A 12,970-nucleotide genomic window follows, 5' to 3' on the forward strand; every position below is an offset into this window, starting at 1 on the left:
AATCCTTTTTCTATTTTCTCTAACTAGTTAACCGGAACAAATGTTTTCATAACATCTTCTTCATTGTTGATGATGTCACCGGTCTTCTTTAAGTTTACCGTATAGCTCTTGCCCTGCTCCAGGGAAGCAGCAACTGCCTCTGCCTGCTCTTTGGTCATGGCGCCGGTACGGATAATCTCTGTCCATCCGGTTCCGCGAAGGGAATCTACCGGACCGCTCAGCAGCTCAACACCCTGGTTTGCTTCCTGATTGCTGTAGACATTTCCATCGTAGCCATCATTCACATGCGCAGCGATCTGAACATACCACTTGTCCGGGTCATAGACATAACCGTCTTTTGCAAACGCAAAACCTTTTACTACATTCCAGTTGCTCTTGGCAATTCCGGTATCTGCAGATTTTGTCATGATCTTTGCACTCTCCGGTACTACGCCCTTATTCAGGAATACATCGTATCCATGCATAACCAGAATATCTGCCTGATCACTGATCTGAATGGTTGTCTGGCCGCCATTATGCTTGTACGGACCAGCATCCTCCAAGGTACTGTCTTTCAGCTTCGGACTTGTGATATCAGTCTTGATCTGAATTCCGTCATAGGTATAGAAAGGACTGCTGTTGCCATTTGCTTCGTAATCCTTCATATACTGTTTGGTATAGTCACTGTACAGCATAGCAGAAGCTCTCTTCTCACAGAAGTTGATGATCTCTTCCCGGCCTTCTCTCATGAAATGAAGGAAGCTATAATTCTGACCAGTTGCCTTATTGTACTCTTTCATAACTTCTGCAGTTTCCGTATACGGATACTGATTGGTATGCTGGGCAAGATTGTAAACGCCATCTGCCTTCCGGCCCTTCTGTCCCGGAACATCCATATTGCTGAAGACGCTCTCAATGTAACGCAGAGAACTTACAAAAGCAGTTCTCCGGAATCCGGCTGTTTTTGCGCTGTCCAGACCATTGATGCCGTAACCGCCCATATACGCGAACATGATGTGGTCACCAGGTTTATAGTCACTGTATTTGCGGACATAACCCTCGGAATCTGCAGCCGCATTGCCCGGCTCATACTCATAAGTCAGTTTTGCGTCTTTCATGGTTTCCTGCACCTGTACATCGAATACAGCAGAACCACAGCCCTGGGAATGACCAGGTGTCAAAGTCACCATCATGGATAATCCGTCGCCCAGCTTATTCCAGGTATCATTCGGATACCAGTTTGTGATGATGGAGCGGACAGACTGGTCATCATAGATTCCCTTGATCTCCGGGAAGTTATGAACATCAAAACCAATCGTATCCTCATAACTTTCGTAAACGATCGGGCTGATCTCATTATTCACATTATTTTTTGAACGCACAATGGTTTCCCACTCATCATACAGAGAACCATAGTGATCGCCATGTCCATGCGGAACCAGAAGCATATCCAGATCACGAGGATCGTTGCCGGTCTTCTCAATGTTCTTCATGTACTGATAAGCGTTACGCGGCCATCCTGTATCAAACTGAACCAGGAAGTTTCCGCCATTTTTATCGGTACCTCCTTTGAAGATCGGACAGTTGTCTTCAATATCTCCAATTGTCCACATCTTATTTCCAACAACTTCAATCGGACTTGCTGCCACAAGGAACGGTGCATTCGTCGGTTTTGGACTTCCCTGCTCTTTTGTAGAGAAATCACTTCCAATCCGCACGATTTCCGGCTTAAGTCCTACAAACTTGCTGACATCCTCATGTCCCTCATATTCATAAATCTCGGTTACCACAGCATCTCCGGAATTCTCACCGAAATGCTCATAATCCTGATCAAAGATTACCACAACCTGTGTACGCTTCTCTGACGGCGTATCATAAATAAAACCGTTTTTCAGTTCTGATGCAGTCAATACCTTCGATACGTCTGCCGGCGCGCTGCCCTCCTGCTCGGTATCCGGCACAACAGCCTCTCCGTTGAAGCTGATCTTCGTTGCGGAAAAATCCCCATCCGTCTTAATGCTGTATACTTTTACATTATCTGCAACCTTATAGGTTTCATTGAATACATCTGTTGTCCGGTTTCCATCGCCAACTGTGATGGTACGGTCAACTCCGTTTTTATTCAACAGCCATCCCATCGCTACCATTCTTCCGGCCGTACCGGTCAATGCGCCGGTTTTTCCGGAATCATCGCGGTAGATGTCGGAATAATTTACGCCTTTGTTTGAAACCGTGCTGCCAATTGCAGTCAGATCTCCGCCATATTTTGCGGTATCAAAGTTCAGTCCGCTCTGGAGTACTCTCCGGATATCAATGACCTGTCCTGCTTTGTTCAGGCAAATCTCAACAAAACTGCCTTTCGTACACCGGTTGACAATGCTTCCTGCCTGAGATGCTTTCGTCATGTCGTTCGAAGAGCCGTATCTCACTGCTGTGGTATACTCTGCCTCTTTGGTTTGTCCTGCTGGCATGATCCTGATACTGATAGTATGGTCGCTGTTTTCTGCTGCATCCTCTGTAACCCAGCCATAAACACTGTTTGCTACCACCATATCATCTGCAAGTCTTGTCACAATTCCGCTGGTTACCGCAGCTACTGCCGGAAACGGCTGTACGGAAGCCAACGCACCAATTGCCATCGAAGCACTCAGTGCAACCGATAATGCTTTTTTCATTCTTTGCTTTCCCATAATACCCTCCTGATTAATCTTGTTACCATCAGTTTAAGAATTTTGTCAGGAAAAAGCAAATCACGGTTCGTTATTCTTTTATTGTAAATCCTTATGCATTCATATTTTTTATAATGCTCTAAGAAAAATTTATTTCTCTGCTTCCACAGTCCTGGTCACAATGACATTGCTGCCCAGTCCCAGCACATTCTCGATGACAACCTCGCCCTCATGAACCGGCGCAGTGCGTTTTACCTTGCGGATCTCGTTCATGACATCGAAGATCTTTGCTTTCGGGATCGGTGCGCTTAATCGGACACTGGCAAGCGGCATCTCTCCGCCCTCCACCAGAATGGAGGTTGCAATGTTTCGCATCGGGTTTACCAGCTCCTGCTCAACATATTCATGACCCCGTTTGCACTTATTGCCGGTAATGGTATATGGTGCTTCATTTCCCTCCGCAGTGATCTCGCAGCCCTGCGGACACATAATACAGGTAAAGGTTCTTAACATACCACTCTCACCTCCAGGTTATCCTTTTCGTTCAGCTCTTCCGGTTTCAACGCGATCTGGATCATCTCAGCCGGAAGTGCCTTCGGGAACTTCTTCTGTTTTACCAGATGGTCACCCTGCCACAGCTCTACGGTACAGTTTCTCACCGGTTTTCTCATACGGAAGGACACGGTCACATTGCCGGTTCCGCTGAAACGGGCCGGGGTTAACTGACCTACCATGTTATCTCCGGTGATTGCAAGTCCGCACTCCGGAAGAGAACCCTCTTTGATGTAGCGGGCTGCTCCGTCTGCCAGCTCCTCTGCCTCCATGGAAACGAAATCTACCAGGTCATGCACATGGAGCACGTTTCCTGCTGCAAACACACCAGGAACGGTGGTCTGGAAGTTCTCGTCAACGGATGCGCCTTTGGTGCCCAGGTCTTCTTTCGCGCCAGCCATCCAGGTCAGCTCGTTCTCTGGGATCAGTCCGACAGAAAGAATCAGGGTGTCACACGGATACTCCTTCTCGGTTCCCGGAATCGGCTGCAGCTTGTCATCCACTTCGGAGATCACAACGCTCTCCAGGCGGTCCACACCGCGGATCTCGGTTACGGAGTGGCTTAAGTGCAGCGGAATGTTGTAGTCGTTTAAGCACTGCTCAATGTTTCTCGGAAGTCCGCTCGCATAAGGCTGGATCTCAAATACGCCAAGTACCTTCGCTCCCTCCAGGGTCATACGTCTCGCCATGATCATGCCGATATCGCCAGATCCGAGGATCACGACATTTTTACCCGGCATGCGGTTCTTTAAGTTGATGTAAGCCTGTGCCACACCTGCTGTATACACGCCAGCCGGACGGGTACCCGGTGTGCTGATGGCGCCGCGGGTGCGCTCTCTGCAGCCCATAGCCAGGATCACAGCTTTCGCCTGGATCTCCAAAAGTCCCTCCGGAGATGCCGCGAACACCTGCTTGTCCGGTGTCAGCTCCAGGACTGTGGTATCTGTCATGTACGGAATGCCCAGCTCTTTCACCTGCTTTGCAAAGCGGGAAGCATATTCCGGTCCGCTCAAGGTCTCGCCGAAACGGGTCAGACCAAAACCATCGTGGATACACTGGCGCAGGATTCCGCCCAGTCCCTTTTCCCGCTCTAAGATCAAAATATCATGAATACCCTTTTTCCAAAGCTCCAGGGCTGCCGCAAGGCCAGCCGGGCCGCCGCCGATAATTACTACATCTACATTTCTCATTTTACGTCCCTGACCTTTCCTGTGAAAATATAAGAATCACGTTTGGAATAGCGTACCTCTTCCGGAGCAAGATGCTTCTCCTGCTCAATCATCTCGGTAATGCGGGTCTCGCAGTAGCCGCCCTGGCAGCGTCCCATGGTCGCGCGGGTGCGGTTCTTGATGCCGGTTACCGTGCAGACACCAAGAGGATTGCGGATCGCATCCAGGATCTCAGCCTTTGTCACGGTCTCACAGCGGCAGACCACCTCGCCGTACAGCGGATTCTCTTTGATTGCCTGCTGCTGCTCTTCATGGCTCATCTCGTGGAAGCGCTTCTTCACCGGACGTACCGGGTTAAAGCTTTCGTTCTTCTGCGGCTGCTCCTTCTGAACTAACAGTGCTACTGCACGTCTTGCTAACGGCAATGCGCAGGTCACACCCGGAGACTCAATGCCGACCAGGTTTACGGTATGCGGATGCGCATCATCGGACTCTAACAGGAAATCCAGGATCTCGCCAGTCTCCGGATTGTAACGTTTCCAGCGGATACCGGCAAAATTGCGGATAAAGTATTCGCGCTTCATCTGTTTGAACATCTTGCTTCCGTCACGGAACAGTCCGTCCATATGCTCCTTGGTCACCACATAGTCCTCGCGGCCTTCTGTCACATAGGAGTCCGGTCCTACCAGCACGTTTCCGTCAACCGTTGGGGTTGCGTGGGTGGAGAAACCGCCCTTGTCATTCGGCGCCGGGTAAACCGGGATGGAAAGGAACTTTCCTGCCTTTTTATCCAGCACATAATACTCACCCTTAAAGCCCTTTACCGGGTAATTCGGGTAACCCAGCATCTCAGAAATCTCAGATGCGTACATACCGGCGCAGTTGATGACCCACTTCGTCTCAAAGGTGTCGGTCTCAGTCGTTACTACCCAGACATCCTTTGCCTCATCTCTCGTGATGCCGGTTACCTTCTGTCCAAAATGGAATTTCACACCGTTCTGGCATGCATTCTCAGCCAGACCGATGGTGTACTGCATCGGATCGAGGATACCGGAAGACGGCACATACATGGCAAACTCACCGCCTGCGTTCGGATCGATGCGGTTGATCTCGTCCTTGTCGATCATGCGCATACCCTTGACACCGTTCTGCTCACCAATCGCTTTGTACTTTAAGATATTCTCGCGGTCATGGTCGGTAAAGCCGACAACCAGTTTTCCGGTCCGCTTGAACGGAACACCCAGCTCCTTAGCCACCTGGTCAAACTCCTGGTTTCCTTCCACCGCACACTCTGCCTTTAAGCTGCCTGGTTTGTAGGTAAATCCTGCGTGGAGCATACCGGTGTTGCGGCTGCTGTTTCCGCATGCCACATCCAGCTCCTTCTCCAGCACTGCCGCGTTTAACTGATAGCGTGATAACTCACGTGCCACAGCCGAACCGACAACTCCCGCGCCGATTACGATCACATCATAGGACATCATACTGATCCATCCTCACTTTCTCACTTCGTTCCTGCAAAAATCCACTGCGCTCACCGCTGCCCCGGATTTTCACTGTTCCAGCTGCGCTGCCTTTCCAGCACAGCTTGTCTTATTGATAATCACATTGTATAATAACCAGGTATGTCAGTCAAATTTATATAAATAATACTTATATTAGTTTTTCTAACATTTGTAATTCCATATAACATCACCCGGGTTCCTGCGCCAGATTTCTGCGCAGCCTGTATTTTTATTATAGGAAAGGAAATATGATCTTGGATACCAGACAACTAGAATATATCATTCAGATCAGCGAAGAACACAGCATCACCAAAGCTGCCGAAAAGCTTTTTATCACGCAGTCTGCCTTAAACCAGCAGCTGCAAAAGCTGGAAAACGAACTCGGCATCGCCCTGTTTGTCCGGAACCGCTCCGACTGGCAGCTGACTCCGGCCGGGGAAATCTATGTGCGGACCGCCAGACAGATCCTGAATTTAAAGAAAGATGCTTACAGCCAGATTGAAGATTTAAAAGAAAGCGGCAGCCGCCGCATCACCCTGGGGCTCATCCCGGAGCGCGGTGTCAACATGTTTACAGCCATCTACCCGGAGTTTCACCGGAAATTTCCGGACATCCGCATTGAGCCCGTAGAATGTAATGTCCGCACCATGCAGAATCTGATCACACGGGGAGAACTCGATCTGGGCCTCATCACCCTGGTCCAGGCCCAGAAGGATGCTAACCAGTATTTCCTTATGAAAGAGGAAGAAATCTTTCTGGCCATTCCAACCTCGCACCCACTTGCGCAAAGCGGAAGCAGTGAAGCAGCCCTTGCGCCCCAGATCAGTCTTTCCCGCTTTGCACAGGATTCCTTCATCCTCATTGCACGCCGCTCTACCATGTATCAGCTGGAGGAAGCACTGTTTTCCCAGGCCAAATTCCAGCCACAGGTGCTCTTTTCCACCAGCAGCAACGTCAGCAAATACCGCATGGTACTGGCCGAGGTAGGGTGCGCACTGCTTCCGGAAGTATTCGCCAAACCAGATCCAGGAATCCGCTATTTCCGCCTGGAGGAGCGTCCCAGTTGGGAAGTTACCATGTGCTGCAGAAAAGATGCCTACTTAAGCCATGCAGAGGAATATTTTCTGGAGTTATGCAAGAAATACTGGGAAACATAAATGCAATCTGGTAACTGCCGCAAAATGTCCACCGTCAATCACGATATGCACTGAAGCAAAAACGCCAGGTTCCGGCGATTTGTCGGAACCTGGCATTTCTTTTTATTAAAACTTCTATTGAATATTTGCGCTTGATTAGCGAACCAGACACGGTTTCTTGTTATCGAAGGTCCAGCCCGGGATTAAGTACTGCATACCAACAGCGTCGTTACGAGCGCCCTTACCGTAGCACTTATCCATGTACAGCTGATGAGCCTTCATAACCTGGTCACGGTCAACCTCTACACCAAGACCCGGCTTCTTCGGCAGGTCGATGCAACCGCCAACGATCTGCATCGGCTCTTTGGTCAGGCGCTCACGGCCCTCCTGCCAGATCCAGTGGGTATCGATACCGTTCATCTTGCCCGGGATTGCAGCTGCACACTGTACAACCATAGCCAGGGAGATATCGAAGTGGTTATTGGAATGGCAGCCCCACATCAGACCGAAGTCGTTGCACAGCTGGCCAACACGTACGGAACCTTCCATGGTCCAGAAGTGCGGATCTGCTAACGGGATATCTACGCTCTGCAGAGCGATTGCGTGGCACATCTGGCGCCAGTCAGTGTTGATCATGTTGGTAGCGGTCGGCATCATGGTTGCTTTTCTGAACTCAGCCATAACCTCACGGCCGGAGAAACCATCCTCTGCACCACACGGATCCTCACAGTAAGCAAGAACCTTCTTTAAGTCCGGAGCAACTTCCAGAGCCTCTTTTAAGCTCCAGCAGCCGTTCGGGTCAAGGTCAACACGTGCCTCCGGGAATGCTTCCTTGATTGCAGCTACAGCCTTAACCTCTTCCTTCGGAGCTAAAACGCCGCCCTTTAACTTGAAGTCTACGAAGCCGTATTTCTCGTTGGTAGCCTTTGCCAGTGCCACGATAGCCTCTGGAGTCAGAGCCTCCTCGTGACGCAGACGGTACCAGTCGCAATCTGCATCCGGTTCTTCCTCGTACTCAAGGTCAGTTTTCTTGCGGTCTCCTACATAGAAGAGGTAAGAAAGGAACTGAACCTTCTCACGCTGGATGCCGTCGCCCATCAGAGCAGCTGCCGGAACGTTTAAGAACTTACCAAGTAAGTCAAGAAGCGGAGCCTCTACTGCGGTAACTACATGTACGCCTACACGCAGGTCGAAGGTCTGAAGACCACGCTTGTCGTCTTTGATGTTAGCTGCCAGCCAAGCACGGATTTTGTTTAAGGTCTGCTTGTAATCGCCGATGCTGCTGCCGATTACGAGATCTTTGATCTGCTCTAATGCTGCAGTGATCTTCTCACCACCAGGAACCTCACCGATACCCTCGTTACCGGTGCTGTCGGTCAGGATGACGATGTTACGGGTGAAGTACGGAGCGTGTGCGCCGCTTAAGTTCAGCTCCATGCAGTCATGTCCTGCAACCGGGAAAACTTCCATCTTTGTGATTGTTGGAATCTGATTCATTGAAATACCCTCCTTAAAATTATATGAAAAATTTATTGAGTTCTTATTTCTCTTGCTGATGTTATCATAGCACCTGCAAGCAAATAAGTAAAATTAATAGTTTTTATGTTTCTCTTAATATTTTTATTTGTTTTATTTCTGCTGCAAACCTGTTATAATCGGTTCATGACAATTCTGTGGCCTGACCGCCACATCTGTTTATGGATTCTATTTACAATCGCGGCGTACCGCAGAAAAGCACCGTATTTCAACCTACATTATATATGGAAGAAACTCCGGTCCTGCGTATCTGCATGAGGAGGTTTACATGGATACCAAACAAATTGAATATATCTTAAAGATTGCGGAAGAAAACAACATTACCAAAGCCGCAGAAAAACTTTTTATCACCCAGTCTGCTTTAAATCAGCAGCTACTCAAGCTGGAAAAAGAACTGGGCACCCCGTTATTCCACCGTTCCCGCGCCAACTGGCGCCTGACGGAGGCCGGGGAAATCTACATCGAAGGAGCCAAAACTGCCCTTCAGATCAAAAACACCACCTACAACAAGATTTACGATGTTGTCAGTGCCCGCAAAGGCCACCTGACCATCGGCCTGACTCCGGGACGCGGCCTGCGCATGTTCACCGCCATTTACCCCGAGCTGCACCGCAACTACCCAAACCTCGATGTACGGCCGATCGAAATGCGGGTACGCGCCCAGCAGGAGGCCATCGCAAGGGGAGAGGTCGATGTAGGCCTTATGACCCTCCGGTCCATTGACCGCACGATCGATACCTACTACCCTTTAAAAAAGGAAGAGCTGGTACTCATGATCCCGGCAGCCCACCCGCTCGCAGAAAAAGCCGCTGCGCCCGGGGAGCCACTTGCCACCATGGACCTGACTGCCCTGCGCTATGAGCCCTTTGTACTGATGGATAAATCCTCCACCCTGCGTTCTGCATGCGACACGCTGTTCGAAAAAGCCGGCTTTGTTCCCAATATCCTGTTCGAGACCAATAACACCGGCGGCATTGCCGCTATGGTGCAGTCTACCTTGTGCTGCGGTATCATCCCAAGATACTATACCCTCGGACTGGGCGATGGGGTTGCATGCTTTTCCCTGCCGGAGCGCCCTGCGTGGGAAATCGCCATCTGCTGCCAGAAGCACGGCTACTTAAACTCCGGTGCCAGAGAATTCATCCGTCTTGCACGGGAATACTGGGAGAACTCCGCACCGCTCTATTAAGCACGTTCCAGACGCCTTGCGAAGCAGTCCAGCTAAGATACACTATTAATTTTTTTAAGAGATGGCTTAGTACAGTTAATTTTACTTATGTATTAAATTTGGTTATAATGCCTCTTGTCTTTATTTTATCACTTACCGCAGTTCCTTTCAACACAAGGTTTGCGGCCGCATCCCCCAATATTTGGTGCGATAAAAGCCCTGGTTCCTAAAACCATGTTTCTGCTGGAAAATTTTTCCTGGTCTTCTGGAACAGACAGGGACAAAAAAGTGAGCAAACTTGTTACTGTTAGGCAACGCCAAAACGGTAACAGCACATTACAGAAAGAGGTATAAATATGTCACATGAAACCCAGATGCTGCTTGGCCTGTTCTTAGGCATCGCGATCATGATCTTCCTGGTTATGAAGACCAAGACCCACACCTTCATCGCGCTGCTGCTTGCTGCACTGATCACAGGTCTGATCGGCAAAATGTCCCCGTCTGATGCCATTACCGCAATTCAGGATGGCTTCGGAAACACCTTAAAAAGTACCGGTATCATCATTGGCCTCGGCGTTATGATGGGCGGTATCCTCGAAAAGACCGGCGCTGCAGAGCGTATGGCTTATTCCTTCATCAAGAAAATCGGAAACGGAAAAGAGGAGCTTGCCCTTGGTATCACCGGATGGCTGGTATCCATCCCGGTTTTCGCAGATTCCGCAATCGTAATTTTCGCACCGTTATGTAAGGCAATGTCCCGCGTAACCGGTAAATCCGTTATCGCTCTGGCTCTGGCTCTGGCCTGCGGTCTGCAGTGTACTCACGTAATGGTTCCGCCGACTCCGGGTCCGTTAACCGCAGCCGGAATGATGGGCGTAGATGTTGGCCAGATGATCATCGCAGGTGCCCTGATGTCTGTTCCGATCCTTATCGCAGCTCTGCTGTATGCACACTGGGTCGGCAAGAAAATCTACCAGATCCCGCGTGAGGATGGTACCTACGACCGCAAGGAGTTCAAGAAAGAGTACTTAAAATCCATGGATCAGTTAGATGAAATCATGGGCAGCAAAAAGCTTCCGGGCCTGGGCGAGTCCCTTGCTCCGATCCTGATCCCGCTTGTTCTCATCCTGAGCAAGACCGTATGCGACTTCGTAGGCGTTGACAAAGAAAGCTTCGTTTACAGCATCATCACCCTGGTAGGTTCCCCGATCGTAGCCCTGGCTCTTGGTACCACCATTGCTGTTTACGGCATCGGTAAAGATATCCCGAAGGATGAGCTGATGAACATCATGGGCGACAGCATCAAGGATACCGGTATGATCATGCTGATCACCGGTGCAGGCGGCGCTCTCGGAAACATCATCAAAGTCAGCGGTATCGGCGATGTACTCGGCGCAACCGTAGTTTCCTGGCCGATCCCGGCTATCCTGATCCCGGTTCTGATCGGTGCCCTGATGCGTCTTGCACTTGGTTCCGCAACCGTAGCGATCACCACCGCAGCATCCCTGACTGCTCCGCTCATCACCACCCTGGGCTTAAATCCGGTTCTGCTGGCACAGGCTTCCTGTATCGGCGCGATCGCATTCAGCTACTTCAACGACAGTGGTTTCTGGGTGTTCAACGGTATGTTCGGTCTGAGCGAGATCAAAGACCAGCTTCGCTGTAAGACAGCCGTATCCTTCATCATGACAGGTGTCGGTATCGTTGAGCTGCTGATCTTAAATATGATCTGGAAATAAAATATTGCTTTATCATGAAACAAAAAAGAACCTTGCCCGATGGAAATATATCCATCAGGCGAGGTTCTTTTTTGCATCTTGTCATTTTTAATTTTTTAATACGCGGCGCGCACTGCAAAATTTTTCCGTGCTCCATCCACCTTGAAATACCTTACACTGTGGCGGTATTTTAAAGAAATGGCAGTTGACCGTCCTTGATCACCATTTTCAATTCCAGGTCTTCATCCAGCAGTACGATATCTGCTTTTTTCCCTTCCGAAATGGAACCGTAGGTGTCATACACACCCAGGCACCGGGCCGGGTTGGCTGTTGCGCAGGCCACTGCCGTTTCCAGCGGGATCTTCATAACCTTCACTACCGTGCGCATGCAGTCCATCAGATTGGTCACGGAACCGGCCAGTGCACCGCCATCCACCAGGGTTGCCCGGTTTCCGTTCACGCTGACATCCAGGCCGCCCAGCGTGTAAGTACCGTCCGGCATTCCGGTGGCCCGCATGCTGTCACTGATGAGGATCATCCGGTCCGCTCCCATCATGGCAAAGGTAGCCCGCACCACCGCCGGATGAATGTGTACATTATCACAGATCAGTTCCACCATTACATGCCTGCTGTCTGCCACCGCACCGATGACTCCCGGGGCCCGATGGGTAAAGGCCGGCATTGCATTGTACAGATGCACTGCATGGTTTGCCCCGGCCGCAAAGGCTGCCATGGCCGTATCATAATCTGCATTGGTGTGCGCCAGGGAGATATCCACGGAATCTTTCATTTCCTGAATAAAGGCAACTGCCTCGCTGCTCTCCTCCGGCGCAATGCCAATGAATTTCACCAGACCTTCAGATGCTTTCAGGAAACGTTTTGCAATTTCCACGTTGCAGGGAACAATGTTTTTCTCATCCTGCGCACCCTTCTTGACCGGGCTGATGAACGGGCCTTCCATATTCAGGCCGAGAAGATCTGCCTCCGGAAATTCCAATTTTCCTTCTGGCATCCCGTCTGCTTCCTGTTCTGCCTTCTGCACACTCTGGCCTGCTGCCGCATTCGCCGCCCTGTGTTCGTCCTGCGCCCGCTTATAAGCCGCCGCATTCTGCAATATCTGCTCCAGCTCCTCCACCGGCAGCGTCATGGTAGCCGGAGCAATGGCTGTAACTCCAACAGATGCCTCATACTGTGCAATCTTTTTCAGCGCCTCCGGTGTTCCATCGCAGACATCTGCCCCCACGCATCCATGGAAATGCAGGTCAATAAGACCCGGAATGGCGTAAGCGCCTTCCCCGTCCACCACGACCTCTTCCGCTTCTTCATCTTCCGAAGATCCGTTTACTGAAGGCTCCGTTTCCAGAGCTTCTGCGGCAGTCTGTGTCTTCTTCCCATCTGCACGCACCTCTGTGATCCGGTCTCCCAGAACCACGATTTCGCCAGGTACAAATTTCTGTTCTTCTGTGTAAATCTTTACATTTTTAATGATCATGCGTATGCACCCCCTATGGGCGTAGTATAGTTGACTCTGCGCAGAATTA

General features: G+C 50.3%; 9 protein-coding genes. 3 read left to right on the forward strand and 6 right to left on the reverse strand.

The annotated features are described in order from the left end of the window. Positions 1–23: 23 nt before the first annotated feature. The 4 genes from DW922_RS00755 to DW922_RS00770 form a co-directional block, all read right to left on the reverse strand. Complete coding sequence (locus DW922_RS00755; RefSeq protein WP_118725485.1) at positions 24–2,669, reverse strand: hypothetical protein; 2,646 nt, start codon at positions 2,667–2,669, stop codon at positions 24–26. Between the two features lie 129 nt (positions 2,670–2,798). Beyond that, the gene (locus tag DW922_RS00760; RefSeq protein ID WP_118542411.1) at positions 2,799–3,161 is read right to left on the reverse strand and encodes a DUF1667 domain-containing protein; all 363 of its coding nucleotides are present in this window, start codon (positions 3,159–3,161) and stop codon (positions 2,799–2,801) included. Continuing rightward, positions 3,155–4,390: an FAD-dependent oxidoreductase gene (locus DW922_RS00765; RefSeq protein WP_118725486.1), complete on the reverse strand. Its 1,236-nt coding sequence runs from the start codon at positions 4,388–4,390 to the stop codon at positions 3,155–3,157. The genes DW922_RS00760 and DW922_RS00765 overlap by 7 nt, the downstream gene beginning before the upstream one ends. Continuing rightward, complete coding sequence (locus DW922_RS00770) at positions 4,387–5,850, reverse strand: NAD(P)/FAD-dependent oxidoreductase (protein ID WP_118542407.1); 1,464 nt, start codon at positions 5,848–5,850, stop codon at positions 4,387–4,389. Before DW922_RS00770 ends, DW922_RS00765 begins: the two co-directional genes overlap by 4 nt. 269 nt (positions 5,851–6,119) lie before the next feature. On the opposite strand from DW922_RS00770, the gene DW922_RS00775 reads away from it, so the two are divergent. Further along, positions 6,120–7,028 (forward strand): LysR family transcriptional regulator, encoded by a 909-nt coding sequence (locus DW922_RS00775; RefSeq protein ID WP_118725487.1) that lies wholly within the window; start codon positions 6,120–6,122, stop codon positions 7,026–7,028. 135 nt (positions 7,029–7,163) lie between these two features. On the opposite strand, the gene DW922_RS00780 is transcribed toward DW922_RS00775, so the two are convergent. Then, positions 7,164–8,504, reverse strand: a complete 1,341-nt coding sequence (locus DW922_RS00780; protein ID WP_118718327.1) for an enolase C-terminal domain-like protein — start codon at positions 8,502–8,504, stop codon at positions 7,164–7,166. 307 nt (positions 8,505–8,811) lie between these two features. On the opposite strand from DW922_RS00780, the gene DW922_RS00785 reads away from it, so the two are divergent. Both DW922_RS00785 and DW922_RS00790 read left to right on the forward strand, forming a co-directional pair. Continuing rightward, entirely contained in the window at positions 8,812–9,732 is a 921-nt protein-coding gene (locus DW922_RS00785) for a LysR family transcriptional regulator (RefSeq protein ID WP_118718328.1), read from the forward strand. Between the two features lie 335 nt (positions 9,733–10,067). Beyond that, complete coding sequence (locus tag DW922_RS00790) at positions 10,068–11,450, forward strand: gluconate:H+ symporter (protein WP_118725488.1); 1,383 nt, start codon at positions 10,068–10,070, stop codon at positions 11,448–11,450. A 169-nt stretch (positions 11,451–11,619) separates the two neighbouring features. Here the strand turns inward: DW922_RS00790 and nagA are convergent, their stop codons facing one another. Next, a complete protein-coding gene (gene nagA / locus DW922_RS00795; protein ID WP_118725489.1) occupies positions 11,620–12,921 on the reverse strand; it encodes an N-acetylglucosamine-6-phosphate deacetylase in 1,302 nt (433 codons plus the stop codon). Positions 12,922–12,970: the final 49 nt, after the last annotated feature.

The organism is Clostridium sp. AM42-4, assembly GCF_003480105.1.
In the GTDB taxonomy this organism is placed as follows: domain Bacteria; phylum Bacillota; class Clostridia; order Lachnospirales; family Lachnospiraceae; genus Brotaphodocola.